Source organism: Pseudomonas sp. GW821-FHT01D09, from assembly GCF_059422465.1.
This window is the reverse complement of the sequence record NZ_JBWKWY010000018.1, coordinates 94,829-110,867: the sequence shown is the minus strand read 5'-3', so window position 1 is coordinate 110,867 and position 16,039 is coordinate 94,829. Positions and strand designations below refer to the sequence as shown.

Genomic DNA, 16,039 nt, shown 5'->3' with positions numbered 1-16,039 from the left:
GTGTGTCAGTCAGTACATGTGCTGACTGACACACCGCCATCGCGAGCAAGCCCGCTCCCACACTTTTACTGCGTCAGGCATGGATCAGGCGTTGCCCGCCAGCTTCAGGCGTGCCGCCTGGGTAAAGTCCAGCATGCGCTTGAGCGGGCGCACGGCATGGGGGATCAACGAGGGTTCGACGAAGATCTCGTTGCTCCCTTCCCGCAGGCATTGCAACGTGCGCTCCAGGGTATTCATCGCCATCCACGGGCAGTGCGCGCAACTGCGGCACGCTGCGCCGTTACCGGCGGTGGGCGCCTCGACAAACACCTTGTCCGGGCACAGTTGCTGCATTTTGTAGAAAATGCCGCGGTCAGTGGCAACGATGAATGTCTTGTTCGGCAAGCGCTGCGCCGCCGCAATCAACTGGCTGGTGGAACCCACGGCGTCGGCCAACTCGATGACCGAGGTCGGCGACTCCGGGTGCACCAGGATCGCCGCGTCCGGGTACAGCGCCTTCATGTCTTCCAGCTGCTTGGACTTGAACTCTTCATGGACGATGCAGGCACCGTCCCACAGCAGCATGTCGGCACCGGTCTGGCGCTGGATATAGGTGCCCAGGTGTTTGTCCGGGCCCCAGATAATGGTTTCGCCGTTATCCATCAGGCTTTCGACGATTTCCAGGGCGCAGCTGGAAGTCACCACCCAGTCCGCACGAGCCTTGACCGCCGCCGAAGTGTTGGCATACACCACCACGGTGCGCTCCGGGTGCTGGTCGCAGAACGCCGAAAACTCGTCCACCGGGCAACCCAGGTCCAGGGAGCAGGTGGCTTCCAGGGTCGGCATCAGGATGCGTTTTTCAGGGGTAAGGATTTTCGCCGTCTCGCCCATGAAGCGCACGCCGGCGACCAGTACGGTCTTGGCCGGGTGGGCGGCGCCGAAGCGGGCCATTTCCAGGGAGTCGGAAACACAACCGCCGGTTTCTTCGGCCAGGGCCTGAATCACCGGGTCGCAGTAAAAGTGCGCCACCAGCACCGCGTCTTGAGCCTTGAGCTCGGCAGCAATGGCAGAACGTAAGCTTGCCTCTTCCTCGGCACTGAGCACCTTGGGTTGCTTGGCATCGAGGTGGGCTTGAACCAGAAGGCGTTCGGAAATTTGCGTCATGTTCGCAAGACCTGCAGGCGCAGTTGCGCGAAAGTCGAGTGTACCACCGGCTCTGGAGCCCTTCGGGCGCCGCCGGACGAAGTGATTGTGTTCATCAAGCACGGGTTAAGGTGAAGCTGCGCAAGGCTACAGAATATCGATTGGATTCAAAAGCCTAATATGGCACAGGAACATTGCCCATTTCCCTGGCCAGGTCCAGCCAGGCCCGCGCTGCCGGCGGCAAATGAGCATTACGCCGCCAGGTCAGGGCGATATGCCAGTCGGTCTGGGGCTCATCCAGGGATATCAAGGCAATGCCGGCATGCAGGTGCTTGTAGGCCAGCATCCGCGGCAGGAAGGCGACGCCCAGGCCCGCGCCCACCAGGTCGACGATAAAGTCGATCTGGGCGCTGCGCACCGAAACCTTCGGCGAGACGCCCCGGCGCTCGCAGGCGGAAAGAATGATGCGATTCAGGGCAAACCCGGCCTCGAATAGTATGAAAGGCGAGTCGGACAGGTCCGAAAAATCCACACTGTTGCGCCCCGCCAAGGGGTGGCTGCTGGGCAGCACGACCATCAACGGCTCGACCCGTACGTCCTGATACTCAAACTCGCCCTCCACCGGCACCAGCAGGGCGGCCACATCCACCTCCCCCGCTTGCAAGCACTCGCCCAGCTTCTTGCTGCCGTGCTCGATCAGCTCGATCTCGATCTGCGGGTAACGCTGGCGGTACACGGCAAACATTGCCGCAAACAATTCACCACTGCCCACCGGCGGCAAGCCAATGCGCAACACGCCGCGCTTGAGCCCCAGCAGGTCATTGATCTCGGCCACCAGGTCGCTGCGCTCGGCCAGCAACACCAGGGCGCGGCGGTAGGCAATCTCACCGGCGGCTGTCAGTTCGCTCTTATGACCGATACGGCTGAACAACGGCGTGCCCAACTCCTCCTCCAGCGTCTTGACCGCTTTGCTGACACTCGATTGCGTCAGCGAAACCATCTCGGCCGCTTGTGAGAAACTGCCTTGGCGCACCACTTCGACAAAGGCTCGCAGGGTTCGCAGGTTCATGACTATTCCATTTGCGACTTGAATGAAGTTGTAAAAGTTGTTTTTACCATGGAATGCCTTTGACTATCCTCCACCCACCGTTTTCTTTATTCCGGGGCCTCACTGTTCATGATCATTTCGTCCGCATCGGATTACCGCGAAGCCGCACGCTGCAAACTGCCGCGCTTCCTGTTCGACTACATTGACGGGGGCGCGTACGCCGAGCACACCCTCAAGGCCAACAGTGCGGACCTGGCAGATATCAGCCTGCGCCAGCGCGTGCTGCGCAATGTCGAGAGCCTGAGCCTGGAGACCACCCTGTTCGACCAACCGCTGGCGATGCCGGTGGTCATGAGCCCGGTGGGCCTGACCGGCATGTTTGCCCGGCGCGGGGAAGTGCAGGTGGCCAACGCGGCAACCAATAAAGGCGTGCCTTTTTGCCTGTCGACCGTGTCCGTGTGCCCGATCGAGGAAGTGGCGTCCCAGACCGCACAGTCGATCTGGTTCCAACTGTATGTGTTGAAAGACCGCGGCTTCATGAAGAACGCCCTGGAGCGTGCGCAAGCCGCCGGGGTGAAAACCCTGGTGTTCACCGTCGACATGCCCACCCCCGGCGCCCGCTACCGCGATGCCCACTCCGGCATGTCCGGCCCGTACGCCGCCCAGCGGCGTATGTTGCAGGCCGTGAGCAAACCGGCCTGGGCGTTTGATGTGGGGCTGATGGGGCGCCCGCATGACCTGGGCAATATCTCCAGATACCTGGGCAAACCGACCCACCTTGAAGACTACATCGGCTGGCTGGCCACCAATTTCGACCCCTCCATCAGTTGGAAGGACCTGGAGTGGATCCGTGAATTCTGGAAGGGCCCGATGATCATCAAGGGCATCCTCGACCCACAGGACGCCAAGGATGCGGTGAGCTTTGGTGCCGACGGCATCGTGGTGTCCAACCACGGCGGCCGCCAACTCGATGGCGTGCTGTCCACCGCCAAGGCCTTGCCCGAGATCGCCCAAGCGGTTGGCAGCGACCTCACGGTACTGGTGGACTCCGGGGTGCGTTCGGGGCTGGATGTGGTACGCATGCTCGCCCTCGGCGCCCGGGGCGTATTGCTGGGACGAGCACCCGCCTACGCGCTGGCCGCCGATGGCCAACGTGGCGTGGAAAACCTGTTGGATATCTTTGCCAAGGAAATGCGCGTGGCCATGACCCTGACCGGGGTCACGTCCATTGCACAGATCGATGAGTCGATCCTGGTTCGCGGAAAGATCTGACCCCGAGCCTCAGGCTTCGCTGATCTTGCTGACACTGGTGATTTGCCCATTCCAGACCATCTCGTAATGGGCGGCCTGGACCATCGACAACACCGGCCTGGGGCTCAGCAACGCCCAGCAGTGGTCGCCCTCCGAGCGTACTGACCGGTAACGAAGGCCGGGACAACCGGCCTTCTTCAGCGCGCCGCCCAGGCGCTGGGCGTGGCTGTAGTCGTCTGGGTCGTAGATCGGGTCGCTCATCGGCATCGACGTCGCGTCCTTCATGGCGTCGCCGGCAAAGGTGCAGGACAGCCCGCGAAAGACAAAGCGTTCATAGTTAAGGCCGTGGACCCCGGACCAGTACTGGTTCTGGTGATGACGCACCTCGGCCAGCGCGGTCTCGACCGTGGCCGCCAGGTACAACACGCCAAAGCGCCCATCACTGAAACGCGATCCTGCCGGATTGACGTGGGTGAACGGTGCAATCGCGTAGGAACATCCCACGATCCCAAAGGGGATTTCCCTACGAGGTATCAGCTCGATTCGACCGACTTCATTGCCCAGCCGCGGGTTGGTCAGGGCCTGGATCTGATAAAGCGCCTCAAATTCATCGGCATCCGCCACATCGTCAAACAACGCAATCGGCGGGAATTTGGAATTGACCAGGCGATAGGCCTGCAACTGCCCCGCGGGCAAATCGCCCAACTGGCTCACCCTCACCATTGCGCGCCACGTAACACATCGATGTGACGGAAGGTCTCGTACAGGGAAATCATATCGCCCTGGGCCATGATCTCCAGGGGCGAACGCCCGTTGAAAAACGCGTTGTCGTTGGCCATCGCGGCAAAGCCATACACATTCTCGGGGTTATCGAACACCATGCGCAGCGTGGCGTGGATGTTCAACACGAAGCTGATGCGCTGCATCTGGTCGGAATCCAGGCTCACGGACCACGCGACATCGCGCTGCCGGGCACGGGTGTAGGTGCTGCGCGAGATCCGCAGGATGCGGCAGGCCTGCTCGCTGCTGGCCTGCCATTTCTCCAGGATGCTCACCGCCGCCCGGAGTCCGGCGACGCATTGCTCCCGGGTGAAGGGTTGTGCTTGGAGGGCCAGGCTCATGGTTGCCACCTCAAAATAAATCTACAGATTCAAATATAGATAAAGTGAGTCTATAGAGCAAATCAGCGTACATCAGCCCTTACAACCAAAAGCCCCAGTGAAATGCTTTTTTTGATTTCAAATCGCACTTTACCGCCTGATGGGTGAGAATGGTTCCCGTCTAACTTTCCCATCTATTTGTGTATGAGCCCCCAAGAAATGGAATTCAACCCGTCTTCTTCGTCCCGCTGGCTGCTGGCCTTGTTCGGTGCAAGCCTGCTGTCACTGTCCGGCTGCCAGAGCCAAACGCCAGAGCAGGCAGCAGCCTCGGCGGCAGAACAGGCACTGGAACAACAGAAGTACGAAAAATTCACCACCACATTCCAAACGATACTGCGCAGCTATGCCCTGGCCGCCAATGAACAGGGGCTGACAGGCGTGATGAACCTGATCATGACCGTTGACGCGCAGAACCACGTGGTGGACTGCTCAGTCAAACGCGGGACCCTACTGCCCAACATGAGCCAGAACAACCAGCGCCAGGCCAAGCTGGCCCAACTGGTCACCGAATTGTGCTGGACCACCCTGTTTCCTGAGGTCTCGCCCAAGGCTTTCACCGATGCCAAGGACACCCAGGTGATTGTCGCGCCCATGGTGTTCAGCCCTATGATCGGGCTTTCGGAAGAACAGCAACGGTGGCAGAACCAGCGGGTCGACCTCTACCGGCAGATCCGTTTCTTCCGTGAACAACTGTTTATCGGGCATAACGTCCAGAGCATTGGCGTCGCCAGCTTCCACCTCATCGCCGATGCACAGGGCAAAGTGAGTGAGTGCATGGTCAACCTGAATCAGAGCCCGTACCGCTCACAGGGCTTCAAGGTCGATAGCGCATTGCAACAACGCCTCGTCACGCAGTGCAAACGGCTGGACCTGCGGCAGATGCCGGGGTTTGCCAACTACCCTCAAGGCCTGCCCCTGGGTTATGTGCAGGTGGACTACAGCCCGTGGATGAATGGACGCAGCGCTACGAAATAAACAACCAAGCCCCACCTCCCCCAAGGGACGGATAGCCAATTGTCATAAATAGCCCCAAAGGTAATAATGCGAGACATTATCATTTGTGGCGATCAAGCTGATGGACGTCGGGATCAAACCTTCAACGCCAATGGATATCGAGCATCTCTACGGAAAGCACCACGGCTGGCTAAAAGGGTGGCTCTGCAACCGCGTTGGCAACAGCGCCGATGCCGCTGACCTGGCCCAGGACACCTTTATGCGCATGCTCACCCTGCGCCAGTTGCCCGTCCTGCGCGAGCCACGGCACTACCTGGTAACCATTGCCCGCGGCCTGATGATCGATAAGGCCCGCCGGCAAACCCTGGAACGGGCCTACCTGGAAGTGCTTGCCGCCCGGCCCGAGCCGCTTGAGGTTTCCCCGGAAACCTATCACTTGATCATCGAATCCCTGCTGGCCATTGATGCACTGCTCGATGGCCTCGGCGCGCGAACCCGGCAGATTTTCCTCCTGGTCCAGCTCGAAGGCCTGAGTTATGTGCAAGTCGGCAGGCAACTGGGCCTGTCGGTGACCACGATAAAAAATCACCTGGGCAAGGCGATGATGCAATGCATCCGGTTGATGGACGATTGAGCAGCCCACAGGTTGGCCCGCCCTCCACGGCCCAGCTGCAGGCAGCGGTGCAGTGGTATCTGACGCTCAACGACGCCGATGTCAGCCCCGAACAACACCTGGCGTGGCAAGACTGGCTTGGCGCTGACCCCGAGCACGTCAAGGCCTGGGCCCGGATCGAAAAGCTCCAGCAACAACTCTGCGGGGTGCCCCGGGACGTCGCGTTGCCGATCTTGTCGCAGATGGGCGTCCAGCGCCGCCAGGGCCTCAAGATGCTGCTGGTGCTGGCCGCTGGCGCGACGGTGTTGGCCGGGTATCGACTCTCGCCCTACCACACCGACTTCGCCACCCGCACCGGAGAGCGGCGCCAGGTAACGCTGCCGGACGGCAGCCGCCTGGAGTTGAACACCGACACCCGAGTCGATATCGCCTATAACGCACAGGAGCGGTTGATCCTGCTGCGCCGCGGCGAAATCCTGGTCACCACCGCAACAGACCGGTTGCCCGCTCGCCCCTTATCGGTGGAAACACCCCAGGGTCGCATACGGGCCCTGGGCACCCGTTTCGACGTGCGCCTGCTGCCAGGCTTGAGCAGCGTGCACGTACAACAACACGCCGTCGAAGTACGCCCCCGTGACACACCACAGCACATACAACGCGTGGACGAAGGCCAGGCACTGACCTTCGGCTCATCCCAACTCGGCAACCTGCGCCCGGCCACTGCCGATAGCAGCGCCTGGACCCAAGGTCTATTGGTGGCTATCGACTGGCGACTGGGCGACTTTGTCGGCGAACTGGCCCGCTATCGGGTCGGCTACCTGGGGTGCGCCGATGAGGTCAGGGACTTGAGAATTTCCGGCGCGTTCCGCCTCGACGATATCGACGGCATCCTGGCCAACCTGCAGGTCTCGTTGCCCGTGAAGGTTCGCCACTTCTCACGGTATTGGGCGCGCATAGAAGCGTAATCGCGCCTGACGGCGAATAAACCAGGCAGATCTCCTTGCCGATTGCTTTTTTCGTTCGGCTCATCAAGTAGAGCGGTTAATCAGCCGCCTTTACTGCAACGGCATAGGAAGTCATATGAGCCACCCACGCCCCCTTCACAGTGCCGCGTTGCGGCTGCACCTCAATTCGAGGTTATTGCGCATGAGCTTCGCCGGGACGCTGTGCGCATGCGCAGTCATCCCGCCAACCTGGGCACAGCAAGCCCCTGAACGGGCCCAATACACTATCGCGGCCGGGCCGCTCGATATCGCGCTCAGTCAGTTCGCCGCCGCCAGCGGCGTGACCTTGTCGTTCGGTTCGACGCAAACCCAGGGCCTGACCACACCGGGCATCCAGGGCCACTACTCGTTTGACGAAGGCATCGCCCGACTGCTGGCCCACAGCGGGCTGCAGGCGCGTCAAGAGGGCGTGGGACGCTACAGCCTGGTCAAGATACCCAGCGACTCGACGCTGGAACTCGGTGCGACCACCATCAGCGGCGCGGCCCTGGGAGATACGACCGAGGACACCGGTTCCTACACCACGGGCCCGATGGCAACGGCGACCAAACTCGCGCTATCCAGCCGCGAAACCCCGCAATCGATCACGGTCATCACCCGCCAGCGCATGGATGACCAGAACATGCGCAGCCTGGAGGATGTCCTCAAGAACACCCCCGGCATTGCCGTGACCAAGGCCGGTCCACACCGTGCAACGTTCTACTCCCGCGGGTTTACCGTCGAAAACCTGATGACCGATGGCCTGTCCAACGACCTGTCCCATTACCTCAGCCGTGACATGAACTCCAGCCCCGACATGGCGATCTTTGACCGGGTGGAAGTGGTACGCGGAGCCACCGGGCTGATGCAAGGCTCAGGCAACCCGGCGGCGGCGGTCAACATGATCCGCAAGCGTCCAACTGCCACGCCGCGTGTCACCGTCACCGGCAGTGCCGGCAGTTGGGATAACTACCGCACCGAGTTCGATGCGTCCAGCGCGCTCAACGAGAGCGGCACCTTACGCGGCCGGGTGGTGACGGCCTACCAGTCCAAGGACAGCTTCCAGGACTTCGTCAGCGCCGAGCGCTCGGTATTCTATGCCATTACCGAGGCTGACCTGAATGAAGACACAACCTTTACCTTCGGCGCCTCCAACCAGGATGCCAACAACAACGACTCCTGGGGTGGTTTGCCGGTTGCCCGCGATGGCAGCGACCTGCACCTCAAGCGCTCGACCTACCTGGGCAGCACTTGGGAATACTGGGACCAGGACAACACCACCGCCTTCAGCCGCCTGGAGTACCGTTTTGCCAATAACTGGAAAATGCTCCTGTCTGCCAGCAAAAGCTGGTCGCAATTAAATATGCTCGGTTCCATCCCGATGCGAACCTGGCAAAGCGACTTCGTTGAGTGGGGGCAGAACATCGGCAGGTATGAGTACAAAGACCAACAGAACAGCTACGACGGTTATGTCAGCGGCCCGTTCTCGCTGTTCGGCCGCACCCATGAACTGGTGGTGGGCGCCAGCAGGCGCGAGCTGACATTCAATGGCAAAGGCTTGCCCATCGATGTCGAGACCAACACCAACCTGTACCGCCCCACTGGCATCCCCAAGCCGGACGTCAGCGCCACGCCCTGGACCCAACACCGCACCAGCCAGCAGGAAGGCACCTACATCACCACGCGCCTGAACCTCTCCGACGACCTGAAACTTATCCTCGGCGGGCGCCTGGACTGGTACGAATACGACGTGGACACACGCTGGGAAGGTAAATCTTCCGCCAGTAGCCTGCCGAACAAAGTCACCCGCCACCTCACACGCTATGCCGGCGCCATTTATGACCTGGACGCCCATCACTCGGTGTATGTCAGCTACACCGACATCTTCCGCCCACAGACCGAACTCGACGCGCAGAACAACGCACTCAAGCCCATCGAAGGCAAAAACTACGAGATCGGCCTCAAGGGTGAGTACTTTGACGCCAGCCTGAATGCCAGTGCGGCGATCTTCCGCATTGATCAGGAAAATCGCGCCAAGGAACTCAATCGCAACCTCTGCACGCCCAGGGGAACCACCTGTTATGAGGCGGCGGGCGCAGTGCGCAGCGAAGGTCTTGAGCTGGAAATCAACGGTTCTCCTGCACCCGGCTGGGAATTGGGTGCCGGTTATACCTATTCCTCGGCCAAGTACACCAAGGACAGCAACCCGGACAACGTCGGACGACTGTTCAGCACCGACACCCCTCGCCATATCTTCAAGGCATTCACCCGCTACCAACTGCCCGGAGACCTCAATCGCTGGACCATCGGTGGCGGTCTTTACCGGCAGAACACGATCTACAAAAAAGGCACCAACAGTGCTGACGCACCGCCGCCGCACGCTTACCGCATAGAGCAGAAGGCTTACACCGTGACTGACCTGATGGCCAGCTACAAAGCGTCAGAGAACGTCGATGTGCGCCTGAACCTGAACAACGTCTTCGACACTCATTACTATCAGGCCATCAGCGCCAACACTGATTACGGCAACAACCTGTATGGCGCACCGCGTAATGCAATGGTGACGGTACGCTGGGAACTTTGAAGGGGCAGTAGAGCGTTTGTCCGAGGGTTAGCGGTGCACCGTAGGAGTGAGCTGGTCGGGTCGCCGCATCGCAGTAAAAATCATCGACGATAACGCGGGGGCTGGTACTCCGCGTTGTTCTCGATCTCTCTCCGGCAGGTCGGTGGAGGATGCGGTGATGGATACATATGGGGCGGCGACATGTGCTTAGCAAAAGCAAAGTGAATCTATCGAGTTATTCAGGAACATCGGCAGGATTTAACTTTCCAAAAATATGATTGTATACGAGCGCCTGTTTCTTTTGCTTTCTGGCTTCCAAGCAGTGTAATTCCATCCTCGGACCCCAAGGATGGGTTGCTTGAACGGTCGCAGCGCTCTTCATGCCTTATCAATAAAATGATATTTCCACTTTTCCAGTCTTCAGAATCTCGCTTCAGCCAATCAGCAATCGTTTCGCGACGCTCAGGCTCGTGCAGCCCCATCGGACTATGGGCTGCCCCCAACACACCCTCGCCGTAGGTGTATCGTTGCCCGTCAACTCGACCAGGTGCACCACGGCCCAACCTTCAAACACTTGGTCGAGGCAGTAGAACCGTGTAGGAAATTTCCTCTTCACATCTCACTTTTTAAGCGGCAACTTAAGGCTTGGTATATGGGCTCGCGCCTGATAGCCATGCAGGAGCAGTCTCAGAACACTCTTCGATCACGCTTGGGTTTAAACAGGAGATATAAAAATGGGGCACGTCACTACGCCGGACGGTGTTGATATTTTTTACAAAGACTGGGGCCCACGCGATGCCCAAGTCATATTCTTCCATCACGGGTGGCCGCTCAGTGCTGACGACTGGGACGCGCAAATGCTCTTTTTCCTGGCTAACGGCTATCGGGTCATTGCCCACGACCGGCGTGGTCACGGGCGCTCCAGTCAGGTCTGGGACGGGCATGATATGGACCACTACGCCGATGACGTGGCCGCCGTAGTTAACCATCTTGGCGTGCAGGGAGCCGTGCATGTCGGCCACTCTACTGGAGGTGGCGAAGTCGTCCGCTACATTGCGCGTCACGGTGAGGATCGAGTCTCGAAGGCAGCACTCATTAGCGCTGTGCCTCCACTGATGGTTCAGACCGGCCGCAATCCCGGGGGATTACCTAAGTCAGTTTTCGATGACATGCAGGCACAACTGAAATCCAACCGTGCGCAGTTTTACTATGACGTGCCTGCTGGACCGTTCTATGGCTATAACCGTCCTGGAGCCATAGCATCTGAAGGCATCATTTGGAACTGGTGGCGGCAAGGCATGATGGGTTGCGCGAAGGCACATCTTGATGGGATCGTGGCTTTTTCCCAGACCGACTTCACCGAAGACCTCAAGCGCATCAACATACCTGTCCTAGTCATGCACGGTGAAGATGATCAAATTGTGCCTTATGAAAACGCAGGGGTTTTATCCGCCAAACTGCTCTCTAACAGCACATTGAACACTTACCCAGGCTTCCCCCATGGAATGCCCACCACAAACGCCGAGCAAATCAATACGGACTTGCTCGCATTCGTGAGAGGTTAGGCGGTTAGAGAAGGATCGCTCATCCGTATGCCCATATCACCCCTCCTCTACTTCATTGGCTACGGAGGGTTGGTAAAAACCTATCTATGGATACGCGTGGAGAACACTCTGCTTGGGCTTCGCACTCTCTGTGCGAAATGGGGAAGGCGATTGTGGATGACCTGAAACAGGCGATGGTACCGGCGAAACCTGAGCCTCGCGCGTCCTGAATAAGGCGCTCGAGGCTTTGTCAGAAATACCTGAAAGGTAATGGATGCGGGCATTAACTGCCCTACAAAAACGGTATCTTCAGCAGATTGACATCATCCCGGTAGCGAAATTATTGTTCGCTCCAGACGGCTGCATGTCTAACCTGTAAGCAGTACGTCACGCTCCTCAGAGAACCCCACGCTTGCCTTTGCACAAGGCAAAAAAAAACCCGGAAATCCTCACTTGCGTGGGCCTTCCGGATTTTCTAAACCGCTAAAAATGGTGGGTCGTGTGGGATTCGAACCTACGACCAATTGGTTAAAAGCCAACTGCTCTACCAACTGAGCTAACGACCCGCTGTGTGGTGGCGCGTATAATACTGATTTCTAAGGATTATTCAACACCTTATTTTAAATAAATCAGAAATAACGCGTTGGGTCAGTAATTCCGGCCGCTTGGAAGCCTTCTGCACGCAGTCGGCAGCTGTCACATTTCCTACAAGCACGACCGTCATTATCTGCCTGGTAGCAGGAAACAGTCAGCGAGTAGTCGACACCAAGCCTTACACCTGCCTTGACGATATCGGCCTTGCTCAGGTTTTGCAGTGGCGCCTGGATACGGAAGCCGTGCCCTTCTACGCCGGCCTTGGTCGCCAGGTTGGCCATGCGCTCGAACGACTCGACGAACTCTGGGCGGCAGTCCGGGTAGCCGGAGTAGTCCACGGCGTTGACACCGATAAAGATGTCACGGGCATTGAGCACCTCTGCCCAGCCCAGGGCCAGCGACAGGAACACGGTGTTACGGGCCGGCACATAGGTGACCGGGATGCCCTCAGTGGGCGCCTCAGGCACGTCGATGGAGCTGTCGGTCAAGGCCGAGCCGCCAATGCCATTGAGGTTCAGGCCGATCACCTTGTGCTCCACCACGCCAAGGTCGCGGGCGACACGGGCGGCAGCGTCCAATTCGGCATGAGAGCGCTGGCCATAGTCGAAGCTCATGGTGTAGCAGCTGTAGCCCTCGGCACGGGCCATCGCCACCACGGTGGCGGAGTCGAGGCCGCCAGACAGCAGGATTACGGCACGTTTTTGGTCAGTGATTTGTTCAGTCATTTCAGCGTCCTGGCTCGTCGTTCCAAAGGTATTTATGCAGCTGCAATTGCAGGCGCACCGGCAGGTTGTCCGCGACCACCCAATCAGCAAGGTCGCGAGCGTTCAAGTCATGGTGACTGGGGGAGAACAGCACCTCGCCGGCGCGTCGGTCCAGGCCATACTGGATCAGCTTGGAGTTGGCCCAGTCGTAGTCGTCCCGCGAGCAAATGACAAACTTCACCTGGTCGTTGGCGGTCAGCAGCTCGATGTTCTCATAACGGTTGCGATGCGCCTCCTTGGAGTCCGGCGTCTTCAGGTCAACCACGCGGCTGACACGCGGATCGACCGCGGAAATGTCCAGGGCGCCGCTGGTTTCCAGCGACACCTCGTAACCGGCGTCACACAGCTGCTTGAGCAAAGGAATGGCATTGGGCTGGGCCAGGGGCTCACCGCCTGTTACACAGACGTAGCGTGGCCGGAAGCCTGCAACCTGCTCCAGGATGTCGTCGAGGGTGCGAATGGTGCCGCCACTGAAAGCGTAGGCGCTGTCACAGTACTGGCAGCGCAACGGGCAGCCGGTGAGGCGCACAAATACTGTGGGCAGGCCGGCAGTGCGCGTTTCACCCTGTAACGAGTAAAAAACTTCGGTGATGCGTAATGTGTCTTGCATAGTCGCCACGGGCGTAACAGCTAAACAGGCTGTCCGCCTCCGTCAGGCACTTTGTGGGATCCCGGCAAAGCGTGAACCCCAAAAAGCGTATTTCATAAAAGGGCGTGGATTCTAACGAAAAAACCCGCGATAGGCGCGGGTTTCTTCCAGGCGGAACAGCAGTGGTTACAAACGCTGCAAATCGCGCTGGGCCAACTGGGCAGCAGAGGTACCCGGGTACTGGGCCACCACCTGTTGCAGAATGCCTTTGACCTTGTCGGTATGACCCAGGCGGCGCTCTACATCAGCCAGTTTGTACAACGAATCAGGCACCTTGGCGTGTTTGGGGTAAAGCTGGCTGACCTTGGCAAATGCCTGGCCTGCCCCCTGCAAATCACCCTTGGCCAGGTTGACCTCACCCAACCAGTACTGGGCATTGCCCGCGTATTGGCTGTTTGGATAACGCCCCAGGAAAGCGGTGAACGCCTTGCTGGCCCGGTCGAAATCCTTGGCCTTGATCAGGTCGAAGGCTGCGTCGTAATACAGCTTTTCCTTCGCCGGATCACCCGGTTCGCTGTTGGCGGCAGGGGCCTGTGTGGCACCTGCGGCTGCGCCACCGGCGGCGCTTGCGGCACCACCGGCAGAAGAATTATCAGGAGTAGCGGCTGGTGTAGCGCCGGCTCCTATACGTCGGTCAAGATCCTGGTAACGCTCCAGGCCTTCCTGCTTGAGCTGACGCACTTCATTTTGCAGAACTTCAATGGTGCCTTGTTGCTGCGCCAATTGATCCTGCATGCGTTGCAGTTGGTTGAACAGTTCGCCCTGTGCCGAAGGAGCGGCCGTGGCCGCTCCTCCCGCATAGGCGCCGTTCGTGCCATAACCTGCAGGTGGATAGCTGCTCCCACTATTGTTATAGCCAGAGTTGCTATCTTCCACGGGAACCGCAGCCCACACCGCAAGCGGTGCAAGGCTGAGAGCCAATACGGTTACAACACGACGGCACGTTCGCATGACGAATTACTTACGCAGTTCGACGCGACGGTTTTGAGCCCAGGATTGCTCGTCGTTGCCGGTAGCAACTGGACGCTCTTCACCGTAGGAAACCAGTTCCAGCTGAGCTGGGGAAACACCTTGCAGTACCAGGTAACGCTGAACGGCTTTCGCACGACGCTCGCCCAGTGCCATGTTGTACTCACGAGTACCACGTTCGTCGGTGTTGCCTTCCAGAACAACGCGAGCGCCGTTACCTTTCAGGTCTTTCGCGTGAACGTCCAGAGCGCGCATGGCTTCTGGCTTCAGGTCCGAACTGTCGTATTCGAAGTAGAAAGTGGTGATTGCGCGCAGAGCAGCTTCTTCGCTCAGGGAGCCGTCAACTGCACCAGTGTTAGCGCCGTAACCAGCGTTTGGATCAACAGCTGCGCCTTCACCGGCATTGTCGCCGCCTTTAGACGAGCAACCAACGGCTACGGACAGAGCCAGAGCCAGAGCAGCAAACTTACCAAACTTCAGCATTTCCATCGTGAAACTCCTAATGAACCCCAGTGTGTTAAGTACTTCTTTTTGTAGCGCCGCGTCAGTTCAGGTAAGGGGACCAGGACGGTTCTCTGACTTCGCCTTGTGCGGTAGGAAGCGGGAGCCTTACGCGTCCATTAATGGACACGAGCATCAAGACTCCCCGGCCCTGCTGGCGGGTGGCGTAGATTACCATGGTGCCGTTGGGCGCAACAGTAGGTGACTCATCAAGAGTGCTATCTGTGAGGATTTTTACACTTCCGCGCTGCAAATCCTGGGCCGCAACCTTGAAATTAGTGAAGCCATCCTGGCGATGGATCATAACCAGGGTCTTTTCATCGGCCGAAAGCTTCGGATTGGCGTTGTAGTTGCCGATAAAGGTCACACGTTCGGCACCACCACCGCCAACACTGCTCTTGTAGATTTGCGGTTTGCCACCACGGTCCGAGGTGAAGTAGATGGTCGAACCATCCTTGCCCCAGAACGGCTCGGTATTGATACCAGGGCCGGAAGTGACACGGGTAATCTGGCGCGAACCGAGGTTCATCACGTAGATATCCGGGTTACCGTCCTTGGACAGTACAAATGCCAGGCGATTGCCATCCGGCGACCAGGCTGGCGCGCCGTTCAGGCCTTCAAAGTTGGTGATCTGCTCGCGGCGACCGGTGTCGATGTGCTGGACGAAGATGCGCGGACGCTTCTGTTCAAACGACACGTAGGCGATACGCTTGCCATCCGGGGCAAAACGCGGCGACAGGATCGGCTCGCGTGACTGCAACAGGGTCACTGCACGGGCACCGTCGTAGTCCGAACGCTGCAAGGTGTAGCGGGTGTTGTTCACCGAGAAACGCTCAGCCGTCACGTACAAGATGCGGGTGGAGAACGCACCTTTGATACCGACCAGCTTCTCGAACGATTGGTCGGCGATGTAGTGCGCCATGTCCCGCAGTTGGTCGACGCTGCCCGACACGCTACCGGTCAGCACTTGCTGCTCGGTAGCCACGTTGAACAGGGCGTATTGCACCTGCAGGCGACCGCCCGCTGGCACGATGCTACCTACCATCAGGTACTGGGCGCCCAGGGCTTTCCAGTCACGGTAGATCACTTCGCTGCCTTGGGTCGGCTGGCTGATCATGTTCTGTTTCGGAATTGGCGCGTAGTAACCCGAGTTGCGCAGGTCATTGCCAATGATTTCCGCCATATCGTCCGGCAGCACGCTGCCGCCCTGCCAGCCAAACGGTACAACCGCAATCGGGGTGGCCCGATCGCTACCGCTGGTTACCAGGATGTTCTTTTCATCCGCCGCCGCTATCCCTGCCATACAGCAAATAACGACAAGCAT

Annotated in this window: 16 protein-coding genes and 1 tRNA gene; 7 read left to right on the top strand and 10 right to left on the bottom strand. The window is 59.0% G+C overall.

Features of this window, described 5'->3' with window-relative positions; all coding sequences use genetic code 11:
• Positions 1–84 precede the first annotated feature (84 nt).
• Both nadA and AC07W7_RS17175 read right to left on the bottom strand, forming a co-directional pair.
• Positions 85–1,143 carry a quinolinate synthase NadA gene (gene nadA, locus AC07W7_RS17180; protein WP_076964707.1) on the bottom strand — a complete coding sequence of 353 codons (1,059 nt, stop codon included), beginning with the start codon at positions 1,141–1,143 and terminating at the stop codon, positions 85–87.
• Between the two features lie 154 nt (positions 1,144–1,297).
• Positions 1,298–2,191: a LysR family transcriptional regulator gene (locus AC07W7_RS17175; RefSeq protein WP_495039751.1), complete on the bottom strand. Its 894-nt coding sequence runs from the start codon at positions 2,189–2,191 to the stop codon at positions 1,298–1,300.
• Positions 2,192–2,299: 108 nt separating this feature from the next.
• Here AC07W7_RS17175 and lldD point away from each other — a divergent pair, with 108 nt between their 5' ends.
• The gene (lldD, locus tag AC07W7_RS17170; RefSeq protein WP_236310078.1) at positions 2,300–3,442 is read left to right on the top strand and encodes an FMN-dependent L-lactate dehydrogenase LldD; all 1,143 of its coding nucleotides are present in this window, start codon (positions 2,300–2,302) and stop codon (positions 3,440–3,442) included.
• Between the two features lie 9 nt (positions 3,443–3,451).
• On the opposite strand, the gene AC07W7_RS17165 is transcribed toward lldD, so the two are convergent.
• Both AC07W7_RS17165 and AC07W7_RS17160 read right to left on the bottom strand, forming a co-directional pair.
• On the bottom strand, positions 3,452–4,144 hold the full coding sequence (locus AC07W7_RS17165; protein ID WP_495039750.1) for an RES family NAD+ phosphorylase: 693 nt from the start codon (positions 4,142–4,144) through the stop codon (positions 3,452–3,454).
• Positions 4,138–4,542 (bottom strand): antitoxin Xre-like helix-turn-helix domain-containing protein, encoded by a 405-nt coding sequence (locus AC07W7_RS17160; RefSeq protein WP_076964703.1) that lies wholly within the window; start codon positions 4,540–4,542, stop codon positions 4,138–4,140. The genes AC07W7_RS17165 and AC07W7_RS17160 overlap by 7 nt, the downstream gene beginning before the upstream one ends.
• A 183-nt stretch (positions 4,543–4,725) precedes the next feature.
• Between AC07W7_RS17160 and AC07W7_RS17155 the strand changes: the two genes are divergently transcribed.
• The 6 genes from AC07W7_RS17155 (at position 4,726) to AC07W7_RS17130 (ending at position 11,468) form a co-directional block, all read left to right on the top strand.
• Positions 4,726–5,556: a hypothetical protein gene (locus tag AC07W7_RS17155; RefSeq protein WP_495039749.1), complete on the top strand. Its 831-nt coding sequence runs from the start codon at positions 4,726–4,728 to the stop codon at positions 5,554–5,556.
• Positions 5,557–5,656: 100 nt separating this feature from the next.
• The gene (locus AC07W7_RS17150; protein ID WP_083743117.1) at positions 5,657–6,169 is read left to right on the top strand and encodes a sigma-70 family RNA polymerase sigma factor; all 513 of its coding nucleotides are present in this window, start codon (positions 5,657–5,659) and stop codon (positions 6,167–6,169) included.
• Entirely contained in the window at positions 6,145–7,113 is a 969-nt protein-coding gene (locus AC07W7_RS17145; protein WP_495039748.1) for a FecR domain-containing protein, read from the top strand. Before AC07W7_RS17150 ends, AC07W7_RS17145 begins: the two co-directional genes overlap by 25 nt.
• A 115-nt stretch (positions 7,114–7,228) precedes the next feature.
• On the top strand, positions 7,229–9,715 hold the full coding sequence (locus AC07W7_RS17140; protein WP_495039747.1) for a TonB-dependent siderophore receptor: 2,487 nt from the start codon (positions 7,229–7,231) through the stop codon (positions 9,713–9,715).
• Positions 9,716–10,428: 713 nt separating this feature from the next.
• A complete protein-coding gene (locus AC07W7_RS17135; RefSeq protein ID WP_495039746.1) occupies positions 10,429–11,259 on the top strand; it encodes an alpha/beta fold hydrolase in 831 nt (276 codons plus the stop codon).
• Positions 11,260–11,273: 14 nt separating this feature from the next.
• Positions 11,274–11,468 carry a DUF3077 domain-containing protein gene (locus AC07W7_RS17130; protein WP_495039752.1) on the top strand — a complete coding sequence of 65 codons (195 nt, stop codon included), beginning with the start codon at positions 11,274–11,276 and terminating at the stop codon, positions 11,466–11,468.
• Positions 11,469–11,728: 260 nt separating this feature from the next.
• Here the strand turns inward: AC07W7_RS17130 and AC07W7_RS17125 are convergent.
• The 6 genes from AC07W7_RS17125 to tolB all read right to left on the bottom strand — a co-directional run bounded on the left by AC07W7_RS17125 (position 11,729) and on the right by tolB (position 16,039).
• Positions 11,729–11,804: transfer RNA gene (locus tag AC07W7_RS17125), tRNA-Lys, on the bottom strand.
• Between the two features lie 63 nt (positions 11,805–11,867).
• Positions 11,868–12,557 carry a 7-cyano-7-deazaguanine synthase QueC gene (queC, locus tag AC07W7_RS17120; protein WP_076961915.1) on the bottom strand — a complete coding sequence of 230 codons (690 nt, stop codon included), beginning with the start codon at positions 12,555–12,557 and terminating at the stop codon, positions 11,868–11,870.
• A 1-nt stretch (position 12,558) separates the two neighbouring features.
• A complete protein-coding gene (queE, locus tag AC07W7_RS17115; protein ID WP_057441364.1) occupies positions 12,559–13,206 on the bottom strand; it encodes a 7-carboxy-7-deazaguanine synthase QueE in 648 nt (215 codons plus the stop codon).
• Between the two features lie 165 nt (positions 13,207–13,371).
• A complete protein-coding gene (ybgF, locus tag AC07W7_RS17110; protein WP_076961914.1) occupies positions 13,372–14,196 on the bottom strand; it encodes a tol-pal system protein YbgF in 825 nt (274 codons plus the stop codon).
• A gap of 6 nt (positions 14,197–14,202) precedes the next feature.
• Positions 14,203–14,703 (bottom strand): peptidoglycan-associated lipoprotein Pal, encoded by a 501-nt coding sequence (gene pal / locus AC07W7_RS17105; RefSeq protein ID WP_029300299.1) that lies wholly within the window; start codon positions 14,701–14,703, stop codon positions 14,203–14,205.
• Positions 14,704–14,758: 55 nt separating this feature from the next.
• A complete protein-coding gene (gene tolB, locus AC07W7_RS17100) occupies positions 14,759–16,039 on the bottom strand; it encodes a Tol-Pal system beta propeller repeat protein TolB (RefSeq protein ID WP_154220440.1) in 1,281 nt (426 codons plus the stop codon).